General features: G+C 59.6%; 18 protein-coding genes. 13 read left to right on the forward strand and 5 right to left on the reverse strand.

What is annotated here, in order from left to right; all coding sequences use genetic code 11:
- Nucleotides 1-347 precede the first annotated feature (347 nt).
- Nucleotides 348-1,832: a sodium/proline symporter PutP gene (gene putP / locus HKK55_RS28005; RefSeq protein ID WP_169357544.1), complete on the forward strand. Its 1,485-nt coding sequence runs from the start codon at nucleotides 348-350 to the stop codon at nucleotides 1,830-1,832.
- 80 nt (nucleotides 1,833-1,912) lie between these two features.
- On the opposite strand, the gene HKK55_RS28010 is transcribed toward putP, so the two are convergent.
- The gene (locus HKK55_RS28010) at nucleotides 1,913-2,407 is read right to left on the reverse strand and encodes a DUF2165 family protein (protein ID WP_169357545.1); all 495 of its coding nucleotides are present in this window, start codon (nucleotides 2,405-2,407) and stop codon (nucleotides 1,913-1,915) included.
- A 189-nt stretch (nucleotides 2,408-2,596) separates the two neighbouring features.
- Here HKK55_RS28010 and tssI point away from each other — a divergent pair, with 189 nt between their 5' ends.
- The 3 genes from tssI to HKK55_RS28025 are packed head-to-tail and all read left to right on the forward strand — an operon-like array spanning nucleotide 2,597 to nucleotide 6,159.
- A complete protein-coding gene (gene tssI, locus HKK55_RS28015; RefSeq protein ID WP_169357546.1) occupies nucleotides 2,597-4,543 on the forward strand; it encodes a type VI secretion system tip protein TssI/VgrG in 1,947 nt (648 codons plus the stop codon).
- Nucleotides 4,540-5,289 carry a DUF4123 domain-containing protein gene (locus tag HKK55_RS28020; RefSeq protein ID WP_169357547.1) on the forward strand — a complete coding sequence of 250 codons (750 nt, stop codon included), beginning with the start codon at nucleotides 4,540-4,542 and terminating at the stop codon, nucleotides 5,287-5,289. Before tssI ends, HKK55_RS28020 begins: the two co-directional genes overlap by 4 nt.
- A gap of 33 nt (nucleotides 5,290-5,322) precedes the next feature.
- Complete coding sequence (locus tag HKK55_RS28025; RefSeq protein WP_169357548.1) at nucleotides 5,323-6,159, forward strand: 23S rRNA (adenine(2030)-N(6))-methyltransferase RlmJ; 837 nt, start codon at nucleotides 5,323-5,325, stop codon at nucleotides 6,157-6,159.
- A gap of 200 nt (nucleotides 6,160-6,359) precedes the next feature.
- On the opposite strand, the gene msrA is transcribed toward HKK55_RS28025, so the two are convergent.
- The 4 genes from msrA to aceE form a co-directional block, all read right to left on the reverse strand.
- A complete protein-coding gene (gene msrA / locus HKK55_RS28030; protein WP_169357549.1) occupies nucleotides 6,360-7,007 on the reverse strand; it encodes a peptide-methionine (S)-S-oxide reductase MsrA in 648 nt (215 codons plus the stop codon).
- A 73-nt stretch (nucleotides 7,008-7,080) separates the two neighbouring features.
- Complete coding sequence (locus tag HKK55_RS28035) at nucleotides 7,081-9,774, reverse strand: bifunctional diguanylate cyclase/phosphodiesterase (RefSeq protein WP_169357550.1); 2,694 nt, start codon at nucleotides 9,772-9,774, stop codon at nucleotides 7,081-7,083.
- A 399-nt stretch (nucleotides 9,775-10,173) separates the two neighbouring features.
- A complete protein-coding gene (gene aceF, locus HKK55_RS28040) occupies nucleotides 10,174-11,820 on the reverse strand; it encodes a dihydrolipoyllysine-residue acetyltransferase (RefSeq protein ID WP_169357551.1) in 1,647 nt (548 codons plus the stop codon).
- Nucleotides 11,821-11,831: 11 nt separating this feature from the next.
- Nucleotides 11,832-14,477: a pyruvate dehydrogenase (acetyl-transferring), homodimeric type gene (aceE, locus tag HKK55_RS28045; protein WP_169357552.1), complete on the reverse strand. Its 2,646-nt coding sequence runs from the start codon at nucleotides 14,475-14,477 to the stop codon at nucleotides 11,832-11,834.
- Between the two features lie 382 nt (nucleotides 14,478-14,859).
- On the opposite strand from aceE, the gene glnE reads away from it, so the two are divergent.
- The 9 genes from glnE (at nucleotide 14,860) to HKK55_RS28090 (ending at nucleotide 26,117) form a co-directional block, all read left to right on the forward strand.
- Nucleotides 14,860-17,799, forward strand: a complete 2,940-nt coding sequence (gene glnE, locus HKK55_RS28050; protein ID WP_169357553.1) for a bifunctional [glutamate--ammonia ligase]-adenylyl-L-tyrosine phosphorylase/[glutamate--ammonia-ligase] adenylyltransferase — start codon at nucleotides 14,860-14,862, stop codon at nucleotides 17,797-17,799.
- Nucleotides 17,800-17,892: 93 nt separating this feature from the next.
- Nucleotides 17,893-18,927: a lipopolysaccharide heptosyltransferase II gene (waaF, locus tag HKK55_RS28055; RefSeq protein WP_169357554.1), complete on the forward strand. Its 1,035-nt coding sequence runs from the start codon at nucleotides 17,893-17,895 to the stop codon at nucleotides 18,925-18,927.
- A gap of 1 nt (nucleotide 18,928) precedes the next feature.
- A complete protein-coding gene (waaC, locus tag HKK55_RS28060; RefSeq protein ID WP_169357555.1) occupies nucleotides 18,929-19,990 on the forward strand; it encodes a lipopolysaccharide heptosyltransferase I in 1,062 nt (353 codons plus the stop codon).
- Nucleotides 19,990-21,111 (forward strand): glycosyltransferase family 4 protein, encoded by a 1,122-nt coding sequence (locus HKK55_RS28065; protein WP_169357556.1) that lies wholly within the window; start codon nucleotides 19,990-19,992, stop codon nucleotides 21,109-21,111. The genes waaC and HKK55_RS28065 overlap by 1 nt, the downstream gene beginning before the upstream one ends.
- Nucleotides 21,111-21,917: a lipopolysaccharide core heptose(I) kinase RfaP gene (gene rfaP, locus HKK55_RS28070; protein WP_169357557.1), complete on the forward strand. Its 807-nt coding sequence runs from the start codon at nucleotides 21,111-21,113 to the stop codon at nucleotides 21,915-21,917. The genes HKK55_RS28065 and rfaP overlap by 1 nt, the downstream gene beginning before the upstream one ends.
- Complete coding sequence (locus HKK55_RS28075; RefSeq protein ID WP_169357558.1) at nucleotides 21,917-22,651, forward strand: lipopolysaccharide kinase InaA family protein; 735 nt, start codon at nucleotides 21,917-21,919, stop codon at nucleotides 22,649-22,651. The genes rfaP and HKK55_RS28075 overlap by 1 nt, the downstream gene beginning before the upstream one ends.
- Nucleotides 22,648-23,400 carry a lipopolysaccharide kinase InaA family protein gene (locus tag HKK55_RS28080; RefSeq protein ID WP_169357559.1) on the forward strand — a complete coding sequence of 251 codons (753 nt, stop codon included), beginning with the start codon at nucleotides 22,648-22,650 and terminating at the stop codon, nucleotides 23,398-23,400. Before HKK55_RS28075 ends, HKK55_RS28080 begins: the two co-directional genes overlap by 4 nt.
- Nucleotides 23,400-24,851: a lipopolysaccharide kinase InaA family protein gene (locus HKK55_RS28085; protein ID WP_169357560.1), complete on the forward strand. Its 1,452-nt coding sequence runs from the start codon at nucleotides 23,400-23,402 to the stop codon at nucleotides 24,849-24,851. The genes HKK55_RS28080 and HKK55_RS28085 overlap by 1 nt, the downstream gene beginning before the upstream one ends.
- A gap of 465 nt (nucleotides 24,852-25,316) precedes the next feature.
- Nucleotides 25,317-26,117 carry a hypothetical protein gene (locus HKK55_RS28090; protein WP_169357561.1) on the forward strand — a complete coding sequence of 267 codons (801 nt, stop codon included), beginning with the start codon at nucleotides 25,317-25,319 and terminating at the stop codon, nucleotides 26,115-26,117.
- Nucleotides 26,118-26,141: the final 24 nt, after the last annotated feature.

Raw genomic sequence — 26,141 nt, forward strand, 5'->3', positions numbered from 1 at the left:
CAGCTCATCAGGAAAAAAATTCCCCTCGACCGATTCGGCTTCGTGTCGGTGCATTTGCTTCTGAGTTTTGCTGTTTTTGCTCCGAAAAGGAGCAAAAACAGGCTGTTTTCCGAAAAACACACCTAGGTGCAACTTAATCTCAAGAAACTGGTTGCACCTTATTTGCTTTGTTGAATAGCATTCGCGCACCAAGGTGCAACCACCTCTACCGGTTCGGTTCATCGGCTGATGGCTTTCCTGGGGAAACGTCAGTCATAAATGCGCGGCATTCAGCTTCGTCTTCCCATTAGTGGGTGGCCGTCCTGACAGACCGCTGCTACATAAAAACAAAGCCAGGGCGTAACTCAATGAGCGTAAGCAATCCCACCCTGATCACGTTTGTGATCTACATCGCGGCAATGGTGCTGATCGGCTTCATGGCCTATCGCTCCACCAACAACCTTTCCGATTACATTCTTGGCGGTCGCAGCCTCGGCAGCGTGGTTACTGCGCTTTCGGCCGGCGCCTCTGACATGAGCGGCTGGTTGTTGATGGGCTTGCCGGGCGCGATCTACATGTCCGGCCTCTCGGAAAGCTGGATCGCCATCGGCCTGATCGTCGGTGCTTACCTCAACTGGCTGTTCGTGGCCGGTCGCCTGCGGGTGCAGACCGAGCACAACGGCGACGCCCTGACCCTGCCGGATTACTTCTCCAGCCGTTTTGAAGACAAAAGCGGCCTGCTGCGGATTATCTCTGCGGTGGTGATCCTGGTGTTCTTCACCATCTACTGCGCCTCCGGCATCGTGGCCGGTGCCCGTTTGTTTGAAAGCACTTTCGGCATGTCCTACGAGACCGCGCTGTGGGCCGGTGCTGCGGCGACCATTGCCTACACCTTCGTCGGTGGTTTCCTGGCGGTGAGCTGGACCGACACCGTGCAAGCCACGCTGATGATCTTCGCCCTGATCCTGACCCCAATCATCGTGTTGCTGGCCACCGGCGGCATCGACACGACCTTCCTGGCGATCGAAGCGAAGAACCCCGACAACTTCAACATGCTGAAAAACACCAGCTTCATCGGCATCATCTCGCTGATGGGTTGGGGCTTGGGTTACTTCGGCCAACCGCACATCCTCGCGCGTTTCATGGCGGCGGATTCGGTGAAGTCGATTGCCAAGGCACGTCGCATTTCCATGACCTGGATGATCCTGTGCCTGGGCGGCACCGTGGCAGTGGGCTTCTTCGGCATCGCCTACTTCTCGGCGCACCCGGAAGTCGCCGGTCCCGTGACTGAGAACCACGAGCGTGTGTTCATCGAACTGGCCAAACTGCTGTTCAACCCATGGATTGCTGGTGTGTTGCTGTCGGCGATCCTGGCGGCAGTGATGAGTACCTTGAGCTGCCAGTTGCTGGTGTGCTCCAGCGCCCTGACCGAAGACTTCTACAAAACCTTCCTGCGCAAGAATGCCTCCCAGATTGAGCTGGTGTGGGTCGGTCGTGCCATGGTGCTGCTGGTTGCCTTGATCGCCATCGCCATGGCGGCTAACCCGGAAAACCGCGTACTGGGACTTGTGAGCTACGCCTGGGCCGGTTTCGGCGCCGCCTTTGGGCCTGTGGTACTGATCTCGGTCATGTGGAAAGGCATGACCCGCAACGGTGCACTCGCCGGCATCCTGGTGGGTGCAATCACCGTGATCGTTTGGAAGCACTTCAGCCTGCTGGGCCTGTACGAAATCATCCCGGGCTTTATCTTTGCCAGCCTGGCGATCTACTTCGTGAGCAAGTTTGGCGCACCGACTGCCGGCATGGTCGAGCGTTTTGATGCCGCTGAGGCAGACTACAATCTCAACAAATAATCAGCGGGGCCCTGATGGCCTGCTGAACTGAAAACGGCCCGCATCCTTTGGATGACGGGCCGTTTTTTTTGCGCGGCGATTCAGTCGCGATCAACGTCCGGTTGATTGAGAAAAATCAGCACTCCCAAAATGGCCATATAAAACTTGAAGGCCGCCTCTTGGCCATTCCACTGATGGGATTGCCACATCAGAAACCACTCGCCGCCAATCACCATGAAGCCGAAGAACCACACCACGAAACCGAGGGTGAGGCCGACGGTGGCGTATTTTTTAGCCTGGTTGAACTCACCGGCAGTGGCATGCCGGGCTCGCCACAAGGCCAGCGCGCCACGGGCCAGGAGCACGGCGGTCAGGGTTTCGCCGGCGATAATCAGCCAATACGCGGCGTGCCACAGCCACGGCGTGGTGATCGACCGGTACAAGGCGGCGTTGTCGGGAAAGAGGGTGTCCATGCTTAACACGTGTTTGACGAAGGCGAAGTTGGAGCCGTAGTCAGTCATGTTGTTGAAGGCGACTAGCGCGGCGAACGCCGCCAGCGCAAGGGTCAGGGTGATTTTTGCGTAGCGGTTGGCCATATTGTTTTCCATTGTTGTGGCGAGATTGATGACGATTACGCTAACACGACGCTGACGTAGGTTCGACGCTGGGTATTTGAAGATAAACGACCCGTTCGCGTAGGGATTTACTGATTTGCCTGCGGCGCGTTCAGCTCGATAAAACGCTGGTGCAGAATCGATCGCCCACCACTTGCAGAGAAACACCGGATGTTCGCTCCTGCCAATCAAAGTGCTTTCACCCTGAGCCTCGAGGGTGTGCCCAGTGAACTCAAGGTCCTTGAGTTCTGCGGCAACGAGGCCATCAGCCAGCCTTACCGTTTTGACCTGGAACTGGTCAGCGAGCAACCTGACCTGGACCTGGAAAGCTTGCTTCACCGCCAGGCATTCCTTGGGTTTGATGCTCGAGGCCGTGGGATTCACGGCCAGGTTTATCGGGTGGCCCAAGGCGACTCTGGAGGGCGCTTGACCCGATATCAGATCAGCCTGGTGCCGCAATTGGCGTATCTGCAACACAGTAGCCATCAGCGTATTTTCCAGCACAAGAGCGTCCCGCAGATCATCGCCCAGGTGCTGGAGGCGCAGGGGATCCAGGGGGATGCCTTCGAGTTCCGACTGGGCAGCGAATACCCCAAGCGTGAGTACTGCGTACAGTTCGATGAGACGGACCTGGCGTTTATCCAGCGGCTGAGTGCCGAGCTGGGTATTCACTATCACTTCCAGCACAGCGCTGACGGCCATCGACTGGTGTTTGGCGATGACCAGACGGGTTTCGTCCGGGTTGATCAACCCACCGATTATGCGCCCGGTTCCGGGATGGTCCCTGAGACGCCGGTGATCAAGCGTTTTACGGTGCGCCTGGAGACTCGCACTACCGGGGTGAACCTGCGGGATTACGATTTCCGCAAACCAGGCCTGCAACTGGAAAGTGCGGTCCACGGTGAGCAGTTGCCATCCCTGGAAGGGCATGACTACCCCGGTCACTTCACGGACCGCCCTCATGGCAAACACTTGGCACAGCGCGCCTTGGAGCGTCATCGAAGCGACTACCGGCAGGCCCACGGCAGCAGTGATCAGCCGGCGCTGGTGAGCGGGCAATTCCTCACGCTGGCAGGGCATCCAAGAGAGGAGTGGAATGACTTGTGGCTGGTGACCCAGGTGATCCACGAAGGCAAGCAACCGCAGGTGCTGGAGGAGGCTGTTACCGAAGCGAGCGATGAGGGTTTTCGCCAGGGTTATCGCAACCATTTCGTTGCGACACCCTGGGACGTAGTGTTTCGAGCGCCTTTGCCAGCACCCCGCCCACTGATGGGTGGGTATCAGAACGCAGTGGTTACCGGGCCCGTGGACAGTGAAATTCATTGCGACGAGTTCGGGCGGGTCAAGGTGCAGTTGGCCTGGGATCGCCTTGGGGAATACAACGATCATTCCAGTTGCTGGCTGCGTGTTACCAGTGGCTGGGCCCACGAACACTACGGCGCGGCCATGATCCCGCGTGTCGGCATGGAGGTGTTGGTTGGTTTCGTCAACGGCGATGCCGACCTTCCGGTGGTGGTCGGCTGCCTGGCCAATGCGGCGACGCCGCTGCCCCTTGACCTGCCAGCAGACAAAACCCGCAGCATCTTGCGCAGCCAGAGCAGTCCCGGCGGTGGCGGCTACAACGAACTGCGCATCGAGGACCGCAAGGATGCCGAGGAAATCTACCTGCGCGCCCAGCGCGACTGGACCCAACATGTGCTGCACGATCAGCGCCTGCAAGTGGGCAACCTGCGCCGGGTAGAAGTGGGCGGCGAGGAGCAACACATCATCCATGGCAACCACTCTTTGCAAGCGGGCCAGCAGGTCAGCTTCAGCGCCGGGCAGCAGGTTGTCGTGGAGGCCGGCGCCAGTGTGACCCTGCAGGCGGGTGGGCAATGGATCAACATTTCTGGCGCCGGGATTTTTTGCAGCACGCCTATTCAGATTGGCGGTGCGCCCAAGACGGTGTCGACTTCATCGCTTGCGGGGCCGCAAACGCGGCTGGTGCCGTTGAGCGTGGCGCAAATTTTCAGCCTCAAGCGCAGCGCGCCCTTCTGTGAAGAATGCGAGCGTTGCAAGGAGGGCGTGTGCAACAACTTGCAGCACAGTGGGCCGTTGTTGGCCGGAGGTTCACGATGACTTGCCTGCATGAGTGGCTTGAACGCGAACCCTTGCGGCTCGATGAGCAGTTGTTTGCAGTAGTGGGCAGCACCAGTGATTGCGAAGCTTTGGCGGCCTGGCGCCAGACCGGTGGAGGATCACCCAGCCCCATCTGGGCCGGCAGCGAGTACGCGGGCTGGCAAGAGGTGATGCCTTATGTCGCCGTAGTGGCTGTCGATAGCGCTTTTCTCGACTGGGTGGCTGAATGTGAGGGCGATGACTGGGGATGGCTGGCCGTCTCGACCTGTCCTTTGCAAACAGTTATCGAGCATTTACGCGGCCTGACCAAGGTTCTTCTGCCCGAGGGGCAAGCGGTGTTTTTCCGTTTCTGGGACGGGGCCTATCTGCTGCCAGTCCTGCAGGCGCTCGGGCCTCAGGCGGGGGAAGTGATCCCCGTGTTTCGGCGCTACTGGATCAATGGTCAGCCTCATGAGGTGGCGGGAGCCGTGGTCGGGGTCGCGCGCAACAGCCCATGGTGGAAGGTGCCTGAGCCGGTTCTCAAGCGCCTGGAGGAGCAGTCGACGGTCACGCTTGTCGACAACCTGCTGCAATGGCTGGAGGAGCAACGGTCGGATCTGCACAGCGCCTTTGCACTCACGACTTTGAGGCACAAGGTCGCCTACTTCGTGCGCGGGCCAAATGAAGGCCATCAGGCGCTGGCGGCCTACCTGACCTCAGAGCTGGGCAAGCCTTCTGACCACGGCCCTGCACCTTTGCCTGTGTAAAAGGTAAACTTCGCCTCCTGCGCAGGAGCAATCATGAATTATCGTCACGCCTTTCACGCCGGCAACCACGCCGATGTCTTCAAACACCTGACCTTGACCCGCCTCATCGCCTTGATGTCGCGTAAGGAGCAGCCGTTTGCCTATCTCGACACTCACGCCGGGATTGGTCTGTATGACCTCCAGGGTGACCAGGCCAACCGCACCGGTGAATACCTGGAAGGCATCGCCCGGCTGTGGGGGCAAACCGACCTGCCGCCGCTGACGGCTGATTATATGCGCGTACTGCACGAGATGAACCCGGATGGCCAATTGCGCTACTACCCCGGCTCGCCTGAGTGGGCACGACGCCTGACCCGTCCCCAGGACCGTGTGTTGCTGAACGAGAAACACCCGGAAGACGGCGTGCTGCTCAAGGACAACATGAAGGGCGACCGTCGGGTAAAAGTGCATCTGGGCGAGGGTTGGCACGTGCCACGGGCCTTGCTGCCGGTGCCGGAAAAGCGGGCGCTGATGTTGATCGATCCGCCGTTCGAAAAACTCGACGAGATGCAGCGCTGCGCCGCGTCGCTCAAGGAAGCTGTCAGCCGCATGCGCCAGACGGTGGCCGCTATCTGGTACCCGGTCAAGGACCAGCGCATGTTGCGCCGCTTCTACCAGGACTTGGCCGGCACTGGTGCGCCGAAGTTGTTGCGGGTGGAATTGCTGGTGCATCCGTTGGATACGCCCAACAGCCTGAATGGCTCGGGCCTGGCGATTGCCAATCCGCCGTGGGGGCTTGAGGAAGAATTGCGTGAACTGCTGCCGTGGCTGTCCAAGCAGCTTGGCCAGACCCAGGGCGGGTGGCAGATGGATTGGTTGATCGCTGAATAATCAGGTCTCAAGATAAGCGCAGAACCCCTGTGGGAGCGGGCTTGCTCGCGAAAGCGGTGGGTCAGTCGATTTATTCGGTGGCTGACACTACGCATTCGCGAGCAAGCCCGCTCCCACACAAGCCCGCTCCCACATTTGATCGGGGTCTCATGTGGGAGCCGGCGGTGCGACGATTCGACTTGCCAGCGATGCGTTTGGCGTCAGATCGGGCAGGTCACGCCTGTCCCGCCAATCCCGCAATACCCCTGCGGATTCTTCGCCAGGTATTGCTGGTGATACGCCTCGGCGAAGTAAACCGTCGGGGCCTCTTCGATTTCCGTGGTGATGCTGCCCAGGCCGGCCTTGGTCAGTTCTTCCTGATAGGCCTGTGCACTGGCTTGCGCCGCGGCCAACTGCTCTGGCGTGGTGGCATAGATCACTGAGCGATACTGGCTGCCAATGTCATTGCCCTGGCGCATGCCCTGGGTTGGGTTGTGCAGTTCCCAGAACATTTTCAGCAGGTCTTCGTACTTGATCTTGGCTTGGTCGTAGACAACCAGCACCACTTCGCCGTGGCCGGTCAGGCCCGAGCAGACTTCTTCATAGGTCGGGTTCGGCGTGAAGCCACCGGCATAACCGACCACCGTGCTGACGACGCCATCGCGCTGCCAGAATTTGCGCTCCGCGCCCCAGAAACAACCCAGGCCAAAGATCGCGAACCCTACGTCGTCGAGGAAAGGGCCCAGCAGCGGGTTGCCATTGACGAAGTGTGTCTGCGGCAAGTTCATCGGAGTTTCACGGCCAGGCAAAGCTTGTTCTGCAGTAGGAAGCACGTTTTTGTTCACCAGAATTTCCGAGCGCAAGACCATGATCAGTCCTCTCAGTCAGATTAGTTATCGGTAAGAATTCAGACAGCCAGTGTGCCCGAGTGTTACAGCGATGTCAGGCGATTGGCCCGCGCGGATAGCGTTTAAGCTTCTCAAGCAGCTCGGAGCCCGGAATGGGGCGGTCGAACAGGTAGCCCTGGCCGACGTCGCAGCGATGGCGACGCAGAAAGGCCAATTGCTCAGCCGTCTCGATTCCTTCGGCGACTACCTTGAGCTTGAGGTTGTGAGCCATGGCGATCACTGCCGAAGTGATTTCCATGTCGTCCTGGTTGTCCGGGATCTCATGGATGAAGCTGCGATCGATCTTGATGATGTCGATGGGGAATTTTTTCAAGTAGCTGAGCGACGAGTAGCCAGTGCCGAAGTCATCCATGGCCAGGGTCAGGCCGAAACTCTTCAACTGGTCCAGCTGCAGCCGGGTGTCTTCGGTGGCTTCCAGCAGCAGGCCTTCGGTCAGCTCCAGTTCCAGCAGATTGGCCGGGAGCTGTTCTTCCTTGAGGATGGTGGCAATCGAAGCCACCAGGTCCGGGTCGGAAAACTGCTTGGGCGACAGGTTGATCGCCACCTGCAGATTGCCCATGCCGGCGGCGCTCAGCTGTTTGCTCATGCGACAGGCCTGGCGGGCGATCCATTTGCCGATGGGAATGATCAGGCCGGTTTCTTCGGCCACGCTGATGAACTGGTCCGGGCGGATCATGCCTTTTTCCGGGTGGTTCCAGCGTAGCAGCGCTTCCATGCCCAGCAATCGGCCGCTGCGCAGGCACAATTTGGGCTGGTAGAACACGTCCAGTTCGTTCTGGGTCAGGGCGCGACGCAGGTTGTTCTCGACGAACAGTTTGTAACTGGCTTCGGCGTTCAGCGCTTCGGTAAACACCTGGACCTGGTGCTTGCCGTTGGCCTTGGCCTTGTGCAGCGCCAGACCTGCGTTGCGCATCAGGGTTTGCGGGTCGCGCCCATGCAGCGGCGCGCAGGCCAGGCCCACGGAGCCGGTGACACTGATCAGTTGGTTATCGACGAACATCGGCTTGTCGAGGGTCATCAACAGCTGGCTGGCGACCTGCTGGCCGGTCTCCAGGTCGGTGTCGTCCAGCAGCACCGCGAACTCGTTACTGGCGAAGCGCGCCAGGCTGCCACTGCTGCTCAGGCTGTTGCGCAAGCGCCGGGCCAGGCTGATCAGCAGCTTGTCACCGGTCTGGTGGCCGAGGCTGTCGTTGATCCGCTTGAAGTTGTCGATGTCCACCAGCAGCAGGCTGATAGGGGTATCGCTGTCCCGGGCAAAACGCTCATCGAGGTTGCGGATGAACGCGGGGCGGTTGCCCAGGTTGGTCAGGTTGTCGGTGTAGGCCAGGCGCTCGATGCGTTGCTGGGCCAGTTTGGTCTGAGTGATGTCTTCGTAGATACCGATGTAGTGGGTCAGCTCGCGGTTGTCGCCATAGACCTTGGAGATCGACAACTGGCCCCAATAGGGTTCGAGGTTTTTGCGGCGGCTCTTGAATTCGCCCTGCCAACTGTTGCTCTTGGCCAGGCTCGACGGCGCGTCGAACAGCAGTTCGCTGAGATTCTCCAGGGCCGGCAGCTCCGACAGCTTGTGGCCGTGGACTTCTTCGGTGCTGTACTGGGTGATCGCGGTAAAGCTGGGGTTGACGTATTCCACCACGCCGTCGCAATTGACCAGCAGAAAGGCGTTGGCGCTTTGCTCCACCGCCCGTTGGAACAAGTGCAGGGCGCTGGTGGCGGTACGGCGGTTGTGGTTGTTGATGACTTGGGCGAACTGGTCGGCCAGCTCACCGGCAAAGGCTATTTCATCGGACTGCCAGGCGCGGGTGCTGTCCCGTTGTTCCAGGCACAACACGCCGACCACCTGGCCATCGACGCGGATGCTGGCGTCGAGCATCGCGTGGACATTATTGGCCCGCAGACTTTCGGCCATTTCCCGGGTGCGAGGGTCGCGCATGGCGTTGGTGGCGTCGATGGCACGGCTAGTGTGCAGGGCTTCCAGGTAATCCGGGAAGTTGCTGGCATCAATAGGCGCTGGCAAGTGGTGTTGCTGCTCGGCGCGCTGGTAGGCGGAAATCGGTATCAGGTGCTGATCTTCCAGGTTCCAGATGCTGGCGCAGTCGATCTGATAGATGTCGCAGGCACTGCGGGTGATCAGCTCGGCGGCTTCTTGCAGCGAATTGTTGGTGCTGTAGCGCTGACGGGCCAGCAGCAGGATCAGCTCCTGTTGGGCGCGCACGCGTTCAAGATGCAGTAGCTGTTCCTGTTGTGCGCGCTGGTTGAGCTCCAGGGCGATCTGCAGGCGACTGTTCTGGTTTTCCAGGTCGGCAGCAGGCGCTGCTGGGGCAGTCCCGCTGAACAGGCCGTCAACCACCATCAGGTAGCCGCGCAACAGGTGACGGTTGTGTTGTTTGTAGGCTTCACCCAGTTCCAGCAGGCTCAGGGGGCCGTCGTGGGTGTGCAAGGTGTAGCGCACCAGGTAATGGGGGCTGACGCTCAGTTGCTGCTGGATCGCATCATGCAACTGATAGCGGGCCTGGGGTTCCATCAGGCTGGCGTAGGGCGAACCGATCAAGGCACACAGCTCTACCGCAGGCAGGCCGAACTGGCGTTCGCAATTAGGATCTAGGTACAGCAGGGCCCAGCTTGCCTCATTAAGCCGTTCGAAACGCAGCATACCGAGGCGCGAGGGCACCGGTAATTGCGTCACTACCTCGGCCGCCGTTCGGGCGACATCGGGTTGGCTTTTCATGGGGAAACTCGCTTGGAAAAATGCGCACGGCGCTGGGCTCACGCCCTCTTTACTGTTGCCTGCGGCAAGGTTGCATCATGCGGCACGGGCTGACAAGTGAGGATGAAGGCTAAGTGCTATAAGTGTGTTATCGGCCGCGCAGGCGATTTCTGCAGCCGGGGTGATGGATGGTTGTAGCCGCTGCCGAGGTACGAGGCTGCGATGGGCTGCGTAGCGGCCCCCTCTCTGGCGGTCCTGCGGCCCGCATCGCAGCCTCGTACCTCGGCAGCGGCTACAGGGATTTGCGGGTTAAAAAATCTAAAAAAAGCCCCGCCAAATTGGCGGGGTTGAGGTACGAGCGTGGCGCTCGGAAATCGATGTAACCAGGCCTTCTCGGTGAAAAAGGAGGCCTGTTGAGGCTTACAGCAAGATGGTGCGGATGTCGTTCAACAAGCTGCTCAGGCGCTGAGTGAAGCGTGCAGCAGCGGCGCCGTTGATCACACGGTGATCGTAAGACAACGACAGCGGTAGCATCAGCTTCGGCTGGAACGCTTTACCGTCCCACACAGGCTGGATAGTCGCCTTGGATACACCGAGGATCGCCACTTCCGGCGCGTTGACGATTGGCGTGAAGCCAGTACCGCCAATGTGCCCGAGGCTGGAGATGGTGAAGCAGGCGCCCTGCATGTCGTCAGCCGTGAGCTTCTTGTCGCGGGCCTTGGCAGCCAGTGCAGCAGCTTCAGCGGCAAGCTGCAGCAGGCTCTTCTGATCAACGTTCTTGATCACAGGCACCAGCAGACCGTCCGGAGTATCGACTGCGAAGCCGATGTTCACGTACTTCTTGCGGATGATCGCTTTGCCGCTAGGCGCCAGCGAGCTGTTGAAGTCTGGCAGTTCCTTGAGCAGGTGCGCGCAGGCTTTGAGCAGCAGTGGCAGCACGGTCAGTTTCACGCCAGCCTTCTCGGCGACGGCTTTCTGCGCAACGCGGAAAGCTTCCAGGTCGGTAATGTCGGCCTGGTCGAACTGGGTCACGTGCGGGATGTTCAGCCAGCTGCGGTGCAAACTCGACGCGCCGATTTGCATCAGGCGGGTCATCGGCACTTCTTCGGTTTCGCCGAAGCGGCTGAAGTCCACGACCGGGATTGGCGGGATGCCCGCACCACCGGTAGCAGCGCCGGCAGCTGGAGCTTCCTTGGCTTTCTGCATCATGGATTTGACGTAGACCTGCACGTCTTCCTTGAGCACACGACCGTGAGGACCGCTGGCAGTGACGGCGTTCAACTCGACGCCGAATTCACGGGCCAGTTGGCGCACGGCAGGGCCAGCATGAACCTTGGCACCGCTTGGTACTGGTGCAGCGGCCGGAGCCGGTGCGGCCGGAGCTTTTGCAGCAGGCGCAGGCGCGGCGGCCGGAGCAGCCTCAGCTTTGGCAACTGGAGCGGCGGCGGCAGGAGCTGCGGCAGCAGGGGCCGCAGCGCCCGCAACCTTCAGCTTGAGGATGAAGTCGCCAGTGCCGACTTCGTCTTCCAGCTTCACAGCAATGCTTTCCACCACGCCGGCAGCCGGCGATGGGATTTCCATGCTGGCCTTGTCGGACTCCAAGGTGATCAGCGACTGGTCGGCTTCGACGGTGTCGCCGACTTTGACCAGCAACTCGATGATCTTGGCCTTTCCCGACGAACCGATGTCCGGAACATGAATGTCCTGAACAGTAGCCGCAGCCGGTGCAGCGGCCGGGGCCGCAGGGGCCTCGGCAGCAGCAGGCTTTTCAGCTGGAGCTGGAGCTGGTGCAGCAGCAGCAGGAGCGGCTGGCGCAGGTGCCTCAGCAGCAGCGCCTTCGACTTCCAGCTCCAGCAGTTCGTCGCCTTCTTTCAGGCGATCGCCCAGCTTCACTTTCAGGCTTTTGACCACGCCAGCCTTGGGAGCAGGGATTTCCATGCTCGCCTTGTCCGACTCCAGGGTCAGGATGCTCTGGTCGGCTTCGACACGGTCGCCGACCTTCACAAACAGTTCAATTACTTCACCTTCACCGCTGCCGATGTCAGGTACGCGAATGAGTTCGCTCACAGAAAATTTCCTCAGCAGTCCAGTGGGTTGCGTTTTTCCGGGTTGATCCCGAACTTGACGATAGCCTCGGCCACCACCTTAGGTTCGATATCACCACGGTCAGCCAAGGCTTCCAGGGCTGCCAGCACCACGAAATGACGGTCGACTTCGAAGAAGTGACGCAGCTTCTTGCGGCTGTCACTGCGACCGAAACCGTCGGTGCCCAGGACTTTGAATTCCTTGGACGGGACCCACTGACGAATTTGTTCAGCAAACAGTTTCATGTAGTCGGTGGAGGCGATAACCGGACCTTTACGGCCAGTCAGGCACTCTTCGACGTAGCTCAGCGCAGGCTTCTGACCTGGGTGCAGACGGTTGCTGCGCTCCACGGCCAGGCCGTCGCGGCGCAGTTCGTTGAAGCTGGTAACGCTCCACACGTCAGCGCCAACGTTGAACTCTTCACGCAGGATCTTCGCCGCTTCACGTACTTCACGCAGGATGGTGCCGGAGCCCATCAGTTGTACGTGGTGCGCCGCTTCCTTGGTGTCTTCTTCGAGCAGGTACATGCCCTTGATGATGCCTTCTTCAACACCGGCCGGCATGGCTGGCTGCTGGTAGGACTCGTTCATCACGGTGATGTAGTAGAAAACGTCCTGCTGCTGTTCGGTCATCTTCTTCATGCCGTCCTGGATGATCACCGCCAGCTCATAGCCGTAGGTTGGATCAAAGGTGCGGCAGTTCGGGATGGTGCCCGCCAGGATGTGGCTGTGACCGTCTTCGTGTTGCAGGCCTTCGCCGTTCAGCGTGGTCCGCCCGGCGGTGCCGCCGATCAGGAATCCACGGGTACGGCTGTCGCCGGCAGCCCAGGCCAGGTCGCCAATACGCTGGAAACCGAACATCGAGTAGAAGATGTAGAACGGCAGCATTGGCTGGTTGTGGCTGGAGTACGAAGTACCGGCAGCGATGAAGGAGCTCATGGCGCCTGCTTCGTTGATGCCTTCTTCGAGAATCTGGCCCTTCTTGTCTTCCTTGTAGAACATCACCTGGTCTTTATCGACTGGCTCGTAGAGCTGGCCGACGGAGGAGTAGATGCCCAACTGGCGGAACATGCCTTCCATACCGAAGGTACGGGCTTCGTCCGGGATGATCGGCACGATACGCGAGCCGATTTCCTTGTCCTTGACCAACTGCGCGAGGATCCGCACGAAGGCCATGGTGGTGGAGATTTCACGGTCGCCCGAGCCGTCCAGGATAGCCTTGAGGGTATCGAGTGGCGGAGTCGGGATGTTGAAGCTCTTGGCGCGGCGCTGTGGCACGAAACCGCCCAGTGCAGTGCGACGCTCGCTGAGGTAGCGGGCTTCGGCGCTGTTCGGCTCCGGCTTGAAGAACGGCAGGTTTTCCAGCTCTTCGTCCTTGACCGGAATGTCGAAGCGATCACGGAACAACTTCAGGCTGTCGACATCGACTTTCTTGGTGTTGTGCGCCGTGTTCTTCGCTTCGCCAGCACCGGTGCCATAACCCTTGATGGTCTTGGCCAGGATGACGGTCGGTTGTTCTTTGTGGTTGACCGCTTCGTGGTAGGCCGCATAGACCTTGTACGGGTCGTGACCACCACGGTTGAGCTTCCAGATCTCGTCGTCGGACAGGTCTGCAACCATCGCCTTGAGTTCTGGCGAGTTGAAGAAGTGTTCACGTACGAACGCGCCGTCTTTGGCTTTGTAGTTCTGGTACTCGCCGTCGATGACTTCGTCCATGCGACGTTGCAGGATGCCGTCGACGTCCTTGGCCAGCAGTGGGTCCCAGAAACGGCCCCAGATGACTTTGGTTACGTTCCACTGAGCACCACGGAACACGCCTTCGAGTTCCTGGATGATCTTGCCGTTGCCGCGAACCGGGCCGTCGAGGCGCTGCAGGTTGCAGTTGATGACGAAGATCAGGTTGTCCAGCTTCTCGCGGCCGGCCAGGGAGATGGCGCCCAGGGATTCCGGCTCGTCGCACTCGCCGTCACCCAGGAAGCACCAGACTTTTTGCTTGCCTTCCGGGATGAAACCACGGGCTTCCAGGTACTTCATGAAGCGTGCCTGGTAGATCGCCTGGATTGGGCCCAGACCCATGGACACGGTCGGGAACTGCCAGAAATCAGGCATCAGCCAAGGGTGCGGGTAGGACGAAAGGCCCTGGCCGTCGACTTCCTGGCGGAAGTTGTTCATTTGTTCTTCGGTGATGCGGCCTTCCATGAACGCACGGGCGTAGACGCCTGGCGAGGTGTGGCCCTGGAAGTAGATCAGGTCGCCGCCGTGTTCTTCGGTCGGGGCCTGGAAGAAGTAGTTGAAGCCGATGTCATACAGGGTTGCGCTGGAAGCGAAGCTGGAGATGTGACCGCCCAGGTCAGAATCTTTCAAGTTCGTGCGCATAACCATCGCCATGGCGTTCCAGCGTACCAGCGAGCGAATGCGGCGTTCCATGAACAGGTCGCCAGGCATGCGTGCTTCGTGGGTAACTGGGATGGTGTTGCGGTACGGCGTGGTGATGGCGTAGGGCAGTTGCGAGCCGCTGCGGGTCGCGAGTTCGCCCATACGGGTCATCAGGTAGTGAGCACGGTCTTCGCCTTCTTTGTCGAGAACCGATTCCAGGGCGTCCAGCCATTCCTGGGTTTCGACGGGATCGAGGTCTTGCATGGCTTGCTCCAGGGCGGAAAGGCTACCAGAATCGGTTGCCTGAGTTTGCGACTGGCCTTGTGGGCAGACGACATAAATTCTTGGATGACCGGAGGTTGCTCCGGCGTCCTGTAGTTTTACTACAAATCGTCGGCCATTTCAGCCTTTCGAATGTATATACGAGTAGTAAAACTACACAAGATCGAGTTGATGACTCGGTCTGGCTGGTGAGCATAATCGTTATTGTTGATCTTTTGCGAACAAGAAAAGGTAGAGAGTTAATGTTGCCTGCCAAAAAATATAAATTTTCAGCTATTTCTAACTTTTGTTCGACAGTCCTTCACCGAGCGTGGTTCTTGCGTTCACAGCGACAAGCCATTTACGCGCCGATCAAGGATAGACCATGAGCCTTCCAATGCTGGCCGAACTACCGGCCGTTCTCCTGCCATTTGCCAAGCGGGCCGAGCAGTCATTTCGTGACGCGGCGGCCAAGTTGGAGGGCGATAATGGCCTTTCTGAGTGGACGCCGCAACGCTGGGCCGACTTCGCCCGGGTGTGCGCCGCCAGTGATTTCGTCATTGAGCAGAGTGTTCGTGACCCTTTGATGTTGCTTGAGTTGGTGGCCTGGGGTGAACTGGATCGCGGTTTTGCACCCGATGAGCTGTGCGGGCAGATTGCCGCCGCTGTGCAACAAGCGGAAACAGAAGATGAGCTGGGCCGCGTCCTGCGTCGCCAGCGTACTCGCCAGCAAGTACGGATCATCTGGCGCGACCTGACCCGACAGGCGGATCTGGTTCAGACCTGTCGCGACCTGTCAGATATGGCCGACGCCTGCATCGACCAAGCCTATCAATGGCTGTACCCGCGCCATTGCGTGCAATTCGGCACGCCCACCGGCCGTCGCAGCGGCGAGCCGCAGCAGATGGTCATCCTCGGCATGGGCAAGCTCGGCGCCGTGGAATTGAACCTGTCTTCGGACATTGACCTGATCTTTGCCTACCCCGAAGGCGGCGAAACCGTAGGCGTCAAGCGCTCCCTGGATAACCAGGAGTTCTTCATTCGTCTTGGTCAAAAACTGATCAAGGCGTTAGACCCAATGACAGTCGACGGTTTTGTGTTTCGCGTCGACATGCGCCTGCGGCCCTACGGTTCGGCCGGCGCACTGGTGCTCAGCTTCAATGCATTGGAGCAGTACTACCAGGATCAGGGCCGTGACTGGGAACGCTACGCCATGATCAAGGCGCGGGTGGTGGCCGGCGATCAGGTGGCCGGTGCACAGTTACTCGACATGCTTAGGCCGTTCGTCTACCGGCGCTACCTGGACTTTTCCGCCATCGAAGCGCTGCGCACCATGAAGCAGTTGATCCAGCAGGAAGTGCGACGCAAGGGCATGGCCGAGAACATCAAGTTAGGCTCGGGCGGCATTCGTGAAGTGGAGTTTATCGCCCAGGCATTCCAGTTGATCCACGGCGGACGGGACCTGAGCCTGCAGCAACGTCCGCTGTTAAAGGTCCTTGGCACCCTGGAAGGGCAGGGCTATCTGCCGCCGACGGTGATCGCCGAGTTGCGCAACGGCTACGAATTCCTGCGCTACACCGAGCATGCGATCCAGGCGATTGCCGACCGGCAGACGCAAATGCTCCCGGGTGGCGCCGAAGATCAGGCGCGGATTGCCTTCATGATGGGCTTCCCGGACTGGGCATCGTTCCATGAGCGCCTGATGTACTGGCGCGGCCGCGTGGATTGGCATTTCCGCCAGGTGATTGCCGACCCGGATGAAGAGGAAGGCGCAGAAAGCGAACTGGTGGTCGGCGGTGAGTGGTTGCCGTTGTGGGAAGAGTCCCAGGATGAGGAAGCCGCTTGCCGCCAATTGCAGGAGGGTGGTTTCACCGATGCCCCCAAGGCCTTGAAGGCCTTGGCAGGGCTGCGCAGTAGCCCACAATTGCGGGCCATGCAGCGTCTGGGGCGTGAGCGACTGGATGCGTTTATTCCGCGTTTGCTGGCCCAGGCGGTGGAACATGCCAACCCCGATCTGGTGCTGGAGCGTGTCTTGCCGCTGGTGGAGGCGGTGGCCCGGCGCTCGGCCTATCTGGTGCTGCTGACGGAAAACCCCGATGCCCTGCGTCGGCTGCTGACCTTGTGCGCCGCCAGCCCATGGATTGCTGAGCAGATCACTCGTTTCCCACTGCTGTTGGATGAGTTGCTTAACGAAGGTCGCCTGTTCAAGCCGCCGCAGGCGCCGGAACTGGCCGCCGAGTTGCGCGAGCGCCTGACGCGGATTCCTGAAGACGACCTTGAACAACAGATGGAAGCCCTGCGTCACTTCAAACTGGCTCACCGTCTGCGTGTGGCGGCCTCGGAAATTGCCGGCAGCCTGCCGTTGATGAAAGTCAGCGACTACCTGACCTGGCTGGCCGAAGCCATCCTTGAGCAAGTGCTGGCCCTGGCCTGGCGCCAGACCGTCGCCCGCCACGGCTCGCCGCAACGGGTAGACGGTACCCTGTGCGATCCTGGGTTCATCATTGTCGGTTATGGGAAAGTCGGCGGTATCGAATTGGGGCATGGTTCGGACCTGGACCTGGTGTTTATCCATGACGGTGACCCGCAAGCCGAAACCGACGGCGCCAAGCCCATCGATGGCGCGCAGTTCTTTACGCGTCTGGGGCAGCGGATCATTCACCTGTTGACCACCCAGACCAACTCCGGGCAGTTGTATGAGGTGGACATGCGCCTGCGGCCGTCAGGCGCTTCCGGATTGTTGGTCAGCTCATTGGGCGCCTTTGCCCGCTACCAGGAAAACGAAGCCTGGACCTGGGAACATCAGGCGCTGGTACGGGCTCGGGTGTTGGTAGGCAGCCAGGATGTGGGACGCGCGTTCGAGCAAGTACGGGCCAAAGTATTGGGCCGGGAGCAGGACCTGGCGAAGCTGCGCCAAGAGGTCAGCGAGATGCGCGCCAAGATGCGTGACAACCTGGGGACCAAGTCCACCGCAGCCGGCACGGCGGCCAATGCCTTTGAAGCCACGGCCACCTTCGATCTCAAGCAGGACGCCGGAGGTATCGTCGATATTGAATTTATGGTGCAATACGCGGCTTTGGCGTGGTCTGCGCAACATCCATCGTTGCTGCGCTACACCGACAATATCCGCATCCTGGAAGGCCTGGAGCAGGTCGGGCTGATGCCCGCTGCCGATGCCGACCTGCTGCGCGAGGTGTATAAGGCCTACCGTTCCGCCGCTCACCGCCAGGCCTTGCAGAACGAGGCTGGGGTGGTTACTGGTGACCAGTTCGCAGACGAGCGGCGCCAGGTGAAGCGCATCTGGCATGAACTGGGGTTAAGCTGAAACAACTTTAAGGTGGGAACGGGTTGTGCCATTCCCGCACAGACTATCGAGGCGGGGAGGCGTGAGCCTCCCCGTATCGTTTGTGGAAACTACATGAATATTCTGATCGTTGGGCCCAGTTGGGTCGGTGACATGGTGATGGCGCAGACACTGTTCCAGTGCCTGAAACAGCGTCATCCCGACTGCGAAATCGACGTGCTCGCCCCCGAGTGGAGCCGGCCGATCCTCGAGCGCATGCCCGAAGTGCGTCAGGCCCTGAGCTTTCCACTCGGCCACGGCGCCCTCGAACTGGCGACCCGTCGACGTATCGGCAAGTCCCTGGCCGGCCAGTACGATCAGGCGATCCTGTTGCCCAATTCGATGAAGTCGGCGCTGGTGCCGTTCTTCGCCGGTATCCCGAAGCGCACTGGCTGGCGTGGCGAGTTTCGCTACGGCCTGCTCAATGATGTGCGCAAGCTGGACAAGGCCCGCTACCCGCTGATGATCGAGCGTTTCATGGCTCTGGCCTACGCGCCAGGCGCCGAGTTGCCGACACCGTATCCGCGTCCTAGCCTGCAGATTGACCCGGTCACCCGTGACGCAGCCTTGGCCAAATTCGGCCTGACCCTCGATCGCCCCGTGCTTGCGCTGTGTCCGGGTGCCGAGTTTGGCGAGTCCAAGCGCTGGCCGTCGGAGCATTACGCCAAGGTCGCGGAGATGAAGATCCGTGAAGGCTGGCAGGTGTGGCTGTTCGGCTCGAAAAATGATCACTCGGTGGGCGAAGACATCCGCCAGCGCCTGATCCCCGGCCTGCGTGAAGAAGCGGTCAACCTCAGTGGCGACACGTCCCTGGCCGAGGCCATCGACTTGCTGTCGTGCGCCGACTCGGTGGTGTCCAACGACTCCGGCCTGATGCATGTGGCTGCCGCGCTCAATCGCCCGTTGGTGGCGGTGTATGGCTCGACGTCTCCGGGCTTCACTCCACCGTTGGCCGACAAGGTCGAAGTGGTTCGCCTGGGCCTCGATTGCAGCCCCTGCTTTGACCGTACCTGCCGTTTCGGCCACTACAACTGCCTGCGCCAATTGTTGCCGCAACCGGTGGTCGATGCCTTGCAGCGGTTGCAGGGCTCCGTGGTCGAGGTTCGTTAAGTTGCGGGTACTGGTAATCAAGACCTCATCCCTGGGCGACGTGATCCATGCCTTGCCGGCCTTGACCGATGCGGCGCGGGCGATCCCGGGGATTCGCTTTGACTGGGTGGTGGAAGAAGGTTTTGCCGAAATCCCCACCTGGCATCCTGCTGTGGATAACGTGATTCCGGTGGCGATCCGCCGCTGGCGCAAGAACATCTGGCAAACCATCAAGAGTGGCGAATGGCGGCGCTTCAAGCAGCGTATCCAGTCCACTAAATACGACTTGGTGATTGACGCCCAAGGCCTGCTGAAAAGCGCTTGGCTGACCCGTTATGTGCGTGCACCGGTGGCCGGTTTCGATAAGCAGTCCGCTCGCGAGCCCCTGGCTGCGCGGTTCTATTCCCGACGTCTGGCAGTGGCCCGCGGACAACATGCGGTGGAGCGCCTGCGCCAATTGTTCGCCGTCGCCCTGGGTTATGACTTGCCCAAGGGCTTGGGGGACTACGGCCTGAACGTCGACAAACTGCTGGGGCTGCCGCCGAAGAAGCCTTTCGTGTTGCTGCTCCACGGCACTACCTGGGACACCAAGCACTGGCCGGAAGCCTACTGGCGCGAGCTGGCCGAGCGCATGGACCGGCAGGGGGTCGACGTGAAGCTGCCCTGGGGCAACGCCACAGAAAAAGCCCGTGCCGAACGATTGGCCCAAGGCCTGGGTAATGCCGAAGTGCTGCCCAAGCTGAACCTGGCGGGTGTGGCGCGAGTGCTAGCCAGCGCCAAGGCCTGTGTGGCGGTGGACACCGGTCTAGGTCACCTGGCCGCCGCCCTGGATGTGCCGACCATTTCCCTGTTCGGCCCCACCAACCCTGGCCTGACTGGCGCCTACGGCAAGGCCCAGATCCATCTGGCGAGCGACTTCCCTTGCGCGCCATGCCTGCAAAAGAAATGCACCTATCAACCGACCGCTGATGATCAGCGCCGGTTTGACATCAAACGCGAGTGGCCCCTGTGTTTCACTCGTCTGAACCCTGAGCGTGTCGCGAGCCGATTAAGCACGTTGTTACTGGCTGAGGAGCTGCGCTGATGCAACTGGCTTTTGTTCTGTACAAATATTTCCCCTTCGGTGGCCTGCAGCGCGACTTCATGCGCATTGCACTGGAATGCCAGCAGCGCGGCCATCAGATCCGGGTCTACACCCTGATTTGGGAAGGCGACGTACCGCCAGGCTTCGAAGTGCTGGTGGCGCCGGTCAAGGCGTTCTTCAATCATCGGCGTAACGAGAAGCTGAGTGCCTGGATGGAAGCCGACCTGGCCAAGCGGCCGGTGGACCGACTGATCGGGTTCAACAAGATGCCGGGCCTGGACGTGTACTACGCCGCCGACGGCTGCTTTGAAGACAAGGCGCAAAACCTGCGTCATTCGCTGTACCGCAGCTTTGGCCGCTACCGGCACTTTGCCGAATATGAACGCGCAGTATTCGCCAAGGACGCCAAGACCGAAGTTTTGATGATTTCTGAAGTCCAGCAGCCGCTGTTCATCAAGCATTACGACACCCCGCTGGAGCGTTTCCATTTGCTGCCGCCGGGCATCGCCCAGGACCGTCGGGCACCGCCGAACGCGGCTGAGATTCGCGCTGGGTTCCGTGAGGAATTCAACCTGGGCGAGGACGATTTGCTGCTGGTGCAAATCGGCTCCGGCTTCAAGACCAAGGGCGTGGATCGCAGCCTTAAGGCGCTGGCGGCACTCCCGGCTGAACTGAAAAAACGTACGCGGCTGTTTGTAATTGGCCAGGACGACCCCAAAGTATTCCAATTGCAGAGTGCTGCCTTAGGGCTCGGCGATAATGTGCAGTTCCTCAAGGGACGCAGCGATATCCCGCGTTTCCTGCTGGGCGCCGACTTGCTGATTCACCCGGCCTACAACGAAAACACCGGGACTGTGCTGCTCGAAGCCCTGGTGGCCGGGCTGCCGGTGCTTGTCACGGCGGTCTGTGGTTATGCCCATTACATTGCCGAGGCCGACAGCGGCCTGGTGCTGGATGAACCTTTTGAACAGGCCCAGCTCAATCAATACTTGGCACGGATGCTTAACGATCCACCACAGCGCGCGGCCTGGAGCCGTAATGGTCTGGCTTTCGCCGAGACGGCCGACCTCTATAGCATGCCGCAGCACGCTGCTGATGTGATTCTGGCGGAGCAACACTGATGAAGTTGATTCTTGCCGAGCCGTTCAAGACCCTTTGGGCCGGACGCGATGCGTTTGCCGAAGTCGAGTTGTTGGACGGTCAGGTTTACCGTGAACTGGAAGCCCGGCGCACCTTGCGCACCGAGGTGGACGGACGCGGCTACTTTGTAAAAATCCACCGTGGCATCGGCTGGGGCGAGATCTTCAAGAACCTGCTGACCGCCAAGCTGCCGGTGTTGGGCGCGGGCCAGGAATGGCAGGCTGTTCAACGCCTGCAAGAAGTCGGCGTACCGACCATGACGGCAGTTGCCTACGGCGAGCGCGGCAGCAATCCGGCAGACCAGCATTCTTTTATCGTTACCGAAGAGCTGGCGCCGACCGTCAGCCTGGAAGACTTCAGTATCGATTGGGTCAAGCAGCCGCCAGAGCCTCGGCTCAAGCGTGCATTGATCGCTGAAGTGGCGCGCATGACCGGCATGATGCATCGCGCCGGGGTCAATCATCGTGACTGCTACATCTGCCACTTCCTGTTGCACACCGACAAACCGGTGACCGCCGATGACTTCAAGTTGTCGGTAATCGACCTGCACCGCGCCCAGACCCGGCCGGCCATCAGCCAGCGCTGGCGCAACAAGGACCTGGCGGCGCTGTACTTTTCCGCCCTGGACATCGGTCTGACCCAGCGCGACAAGTTGCGCTTTCTCAAGGGCTACTTCCAGCAGCCATTGCGTCAGATTCTGGCAGAGGAGCGCGCATTGCTTTCGTGGTTACAGCGCAAGGCGGAAAAGCTCTATGACCGCAAACAGCGTTACGGGGATGCGCTCTGATGGCGGGTTGGAACCTGGAACCTGCTTATGCCGCCCTGGCGGACGACTTTGGTAGCCTTGAAGCGGTGTTCGCCTTGCAAGGTGAACAGCTGACGTGCGATCCATTGTCCGAAGTCATCCGTGTCGAGCGCAACGGGGTCAATTATTACGTCAAGCGTTATGTCGGTGCCGGCAAAGGCTTACGTCGTTATCTGGGCAAACCTCGGGTCAGGTCCGAGTGGCAGAACCTCAAGCGCTTCGCCAAGTGGGGCATTCCCACCGCTGAAGTGGTCGCTTGGGGGCTCAAGCGCAAGGGCCTGGCTTACGACCGTGGGGCAATGATCACCCGCGAGCTGCCCAAGACAACTGACCTGTCGGTCCTGGCCGAGCGCAAGGACCCGCAATTGCGTGACCCAAAGTGGGTGGATAAGGTCAGCCGCCAGCTCGCCGAATACACCCGTACGATGCATGACCACCGGTTTACCCACAACGATTTGAAGTGGCGCAACCTGTTGGTCGATCAGCAGCAAACCCTGTATTTGATTGACTGTCCCAACGGCGATTTCTGGCGTGGGTTCTGGCTCAAGTACCGTATCACCAAGGACCTGGCCTGCCTGGACAAGGTCGCCAAGTATCACTTGTCGGCCACCCAGCGCCTGCGGTTCTACCTGCAATACCGTCAGCGCTCGCACCTGAGCGCGTCGGATAAACAGCGAATTCGCCATGTGGTGAAGTTTTTCGAGGGGCGCGAATGAGTGACTTCCTGGCGGCCGAAGACCGTACTCTATTGGAGCGCAACGGCCTGGGTACCTTTGACGCTTTGTGGGCTAAACAGCTTGAGGCCGTGGACGAGCCGAACACCAGTGGCGATGGCTGGAGCAGCGTGTTCCGGCTGGAGGTTGAGGGCCAGGGCTACTACCTCAAGCGCCAGAGCAACTATCTGACTCGTACCCTGCATCGGCCCTTTGGTGAACCGACGTTTTCTCGCGAGTTTCGCAATATCAGCCGCTATCGGCGGCTGGCGATCCCGGCGTTGCAGGCGGCTTTTTTTGGCGAGCGCAAGGTTGGCGGCGAGCATCGAGCAATATTGCTGACCCGTGCCCTGGACGGCTGGAATGACCTGGATTCGCTGCTGGAACAATGGCCGCAACTGAGCGACGCCGAGCAGCAAGCGATCCTGCGGGCCTGCGGCCAGCTGGCGCGCAAGGTACACAGCGTGGGCCAGGTTCATGGCTGTTTTTACCCCAAGCATATTTTCCTGAAGGCGTCGGGTGACGGCTTTGCGGCGCAATTGATCGACCTGGAAAAGACGCGTCCGCTGATGTTCGGCTGGCGGGATCGCATCAAGGACCTGGAACCGTTGCTCAGGCGTGCTCCGCAATGGTCTGACGAGCAGATTCGACAGTTGTTGGCGGCTTACATTGATCAGCCTGAAGACGGCTCACTGGTTGCCGCCTGGGGCCGGCGCCTGGCAGCCCGCCGCAGTCAAAAGGAGACGCGTTGATGCGTTTGTCCGATCTGAAAGGCGCCGGTCGTACTCCCAGCCTGCCCCTGAGCGTGGAACTGGCCGATGCGGCTGGACCTGGTCAACTGCAATTGCTCAGTCTGCTGCGGGTATTGCCGGGGCAGCGCTATGTGGGCGCGGCGGTCTGGCGCGGGCGTCCGGTGCTGGCCAAATTGTTGGTTGGCAGTAAGGCTGCGCGGCATTTTCAGAGTGAGTTGCAGGGTGTACGCCTGCTGGCTGAGCAAGGCCTGACGACTCCGCAATTGTTGGCCGATGGCCTGAACGAAGGCGAGGGCGGCTGGCTGTTGTTCGAACTCCTGGATGGAGCGCACAGCCTGGCTGACGCCTGGCAGGCCGTCGAATCCTTGCCGCCGTTGGCGGATGAGCAGCAGGAGGTTCTCGCTGAGGCCTTGACGGCCATTGGGCAAATGCACGCCAAGGGCCTGTGGCAGGAAGACTTGCACTTGGACAACCTGCTGCGTCAGGACGGCAAGTTGTATTTGATCGATGGTGCAGGGATCCGTGTTGAGCAGGCGGGCAAACCGCTGTCACGCAACCGGGTGTTGGAAAACCTCGGTGTGTTTTTCGCCCAGTTGCCGAAAAACCTTGAACCGTACACCGAAGAATTGTTGGTGCACTACCTGCTGAGCAATGGTGAGCACGCATTGCCGCTGGAAGCCCTGCAAAAGCAGGTGCGTAAAGTCAGTGCCTGGCGCCTGCGGGATTTCTTGAGCAAGGTTGGCCGTGAATGCACGTTGTTCAGTGTGTTGCGTGGGCCCTTCGCCTTGCGCGCGATTCGCCGCGAGGAAGAAGCGGCGATGCTGCCGGTGCTGGAGCAGGCTGACGCTTTGCTCGATCAAGGGCATCTGTACAAGACCGGCGGCGCGGCCAGTGTGGCCAAGGTCGAAGTTGCTGGCCGCCCGTTGGTGATCAAGCGCTACAACATCAAGGGTTTCGCCCATTGGCTCAAGCGCTTCTGGCGGCCGAGCCGTGCCTGGCACTCCTGGCGCGAAGGCAACCGCCTGGCCTTCCTCGGCATTGCTACGCCCAAGCCGCTGGCTTTATTGGAAAGGCGTTTTTTCTGGCTGCGTAGCCGGGCCTATCTGATCACTGAGTACCTGCCAGGCCCAGACATCATCGAGCGCTTTGCGCCGTATGTAGAAAACGGTGAGGCTCCTGACGCCGAGCTGTTGGCGCTGGACCATTTGTTCGCTGAGTTGATTCGCGAGCGCATCAGTCATGGTGATTTCAAGGGCCATAACCTGTTCTGGCACGAGGGTCGCTGGACACTGATTGATCTGGACTCGATGTGCCAGCACGGCAGTGTCAGCAGTTTCGCCCCGGCCTATGCCAAGGATCGGGCGCGGTTCATGCGTAACTGGCCAGAGAGTAGCGCGTTGTATCGACTGATTGATCAGCGGTTGCCCAGGCAGGTGGAGCTTGTCAGCTGATTGAGCGTTTCGGGGAGGAGCATTGCAACCACAGGTGCTCACCCCGAATGCAGGCAGCGAGCTGAAGTTATCCATCGTGTTTAATTATGCTGATATGTTTGGAAAGTTGTACTTCTCAGGCATTGTTTTTTGCATTTGCTTGTTGTCGTTTTGGCCTGTCCTCTTTCGTTGATTTCCAGTTGTTAAATTATTTTTACTTGCGGAATGGATCGCCCTGCCCGGGTGGGGGTTTTCTACGATTTAACAAACTGAATACTCTTGTGTTCTTCTGTTTTATTTTTCTGTGTGTGTTTTGTTTATTGACGGCAGGTTTCCGCTTTTTGCTGTTTTGATGGATACATTTTATTGGAAAAGTAGTGTGTGTTGTTTTTCTGTTTGGCGGTAGTTTTGTTGTCGGCTAGCAAGTGTGGTTTTTTGTTGGTTAGTTTTCTTTGTCTTGTTTTTAAAAACACGAGGAATGTATATATGTTTTCAGTCGGCAATGCATTTTTGGCAAATTTTTCTGCGTGGATCAACCCGCGAGATATGGACAGTCCCGGACACGATTCAAGTGCTCGCGTGGATAGGGGGGGCGGTGGCAACTCAGACCCATTCGACCTGCCCGATGATGATGGGCCCGGCGGCGTTCTGCATTCGATGTTTCCTAACGCAAATATAGACGCGTCGGCGGGATTGTCGGCCCGAGACCTGCGTGCAGGGAAATTTGATCCGCTCCCTCTTCACATTGCTAAAGATCTGGAGTCCTTGCCAAAAGACCAGAACTACTCGCTGCGCAGTTACTTGGGGGTGAGCGGCGAGGAGGAGTTGGTGTGGGAGCCTGAAGACCCTTCTGGTAAAACCTATGATGTAGGTGATCCGCCTTTTGTGACTGAAGCGCTGAAGCGAGTGACTTTGGAGTTGGGGGGTATTGAAAGTGCATCGGTTACTGCTTCGCGCAACTTGAAAGCCCTTTTTCCTAATGTGCATGTCGACCCTGAAGAAGGTATCTCAACAGATGATCTACGTGCGGGTAAGTTTGGCTCGCTGCCGCTTCAAGTAGCTAAGGATCTTGAGTGTCTACCCAAGAATGAAACATATTATCTGAAGCACTTGGTGAATATGGGGGCGGAGGGGTTCAGTTTAGGCTGGGAGCCAGAAAGCGATAGGCTCCCGACGCAGACTCTCGGTGAGCCCCGTATTGGTGCTGAGGTGAAGAGGCTACGTTCGCAAGCTGCGACGATAATGCCGGATGGCGTGAGCTCTTTGAGAGTCAGGCAATTCATTTAAGAGCGCTGGAGACGACTCTCATCG

The organism is Pseudomonas sp. ADAK18, from assembly GCF_012935695.1.
Classification (GTDB): Bacteria; Pseudomonadota; Gammaproteobacteria; order Pseudomonadales; family Pseudomonadaceae; genus Aquipseudomonas.

What these genes read in the sequence shown, in the direction of transcription:
- glnE (WP_169357553.1), top strand. Translation starts at nt 14,860, where the DNA reads ATGAGCCTTCCAATGCTGGCCGAACTACCGGCCGTTCTCCTGCCATTT.
- HKK55_RS28090 (WP_169357561.1), top strand. Translation starts at nt 25,317, where the DNA reads ATGTTTTCAGTCGGCAATGCATTTTTGGCAAATTTTTCTGCGTGGATC.
- HKK55_RS28020 (WP_169357547.1), top strand. Translation starts at nt 4,540, where the DNA reads ATGACTTGCCTGCATGAGTGGCTTGAACGCGAACCCTTGCGGCTCGAT.
- msrA (WP_169357549.1), bottom strand. Translation starts at nt 7,007, where the DNA reads ATGGTCTTGCGCTCGGAAATTCTGGTGAACAAAAACGTGCTTCCTACT.
- tssI (WP_169357546.1), top strand. Translation starts at nt 2,597, where the DNA reads ATGTTCGCTCCTGCCAATCAAAGTGCTTTCACCCTGAGCCTCGAGGGT.
- HKK55_RS28085 (WP_169357560.1), top strand. Translation starts at nt 23,400, where the DNA reads ATGCGTTTGTCCGATCTGAAAGGCGCCGGTCGTACTCCCAGCCTGCCC.
- rfaP (WP_169357557.1), top strand. Translation starts at nt 21,111, where the DNA reads ATGAAGTTGATTCTTGCCGAGCCGTTCAAGACCCTTTGGGCCGGACGC.
- HKK55_RS28025 (WP_169357548.1), top strand. Translation starts at nt 5,323, where the DNA reads ATGAATTATCGTCACGCCTTTCACGCCGGCAACCACGCCGATGTCTTC.
- HKK55_RS28075 (WP_169357558.1), top strand. Translation starts at nt 21,917, where the DNA reads ATGGCGGGTTGGAACCTGGAACCTGCTTATGCCGCCCTGGCGGACGAC.
- putP (WP_169357544.1), top strand. Translation starts at nt 348, where the DNA reads ATGAGCGTAAGCAATCCCACCCTGATCACGTTTGTGATCTACATCGCG.
- waaF (WP_169357554.1), top strand. Translation starts at nt 17,893, where the DNA reads ATGAATATTCTGATCGTTGGGCCCAGTTGGGTCGGTGACATGGTGATG.
- HKK55_RS28065 (WP_169357556.1), top strand. Translation starts at nt 19,990, where the DNA reads ATGCAACTGGCTTTTGTTCTGTACAAATATTTCCCCTTCGGTGGCCTG.
- HKK55_RS28035 (WP_169357550.1), bottom strand. Translation starts at nt 9,774, where the DNA reads ATGAAAAGCCAACCCGATGTCGCCCGAACGGCGGCCGAGGTAGTGACG.
- HKK55_RS28010 (WP_169357545.1), bottom strand. Translation starts at nt 2,407, where the DNA reads ATGGCCAACCGCTACGCAAAAATCACCCTGACCCTTGCGCTGGCGGCG.
- aceE (WP_169357552.1), bottom strand. Translation starts at nt 14,477, where the DNA reads ATGCAAGACCTCGATCCCGTCGAAACCCAGGAATGGCTGGACGCCCTG.
- HKK55_RS28080 (WP_169357559.1), top strand. Translation starts at nt 22,648, where the DNA reads ATGAGTGACTTCCTGGCGGCCGAAGACCGTACTCTATTGGAGCGCAAC.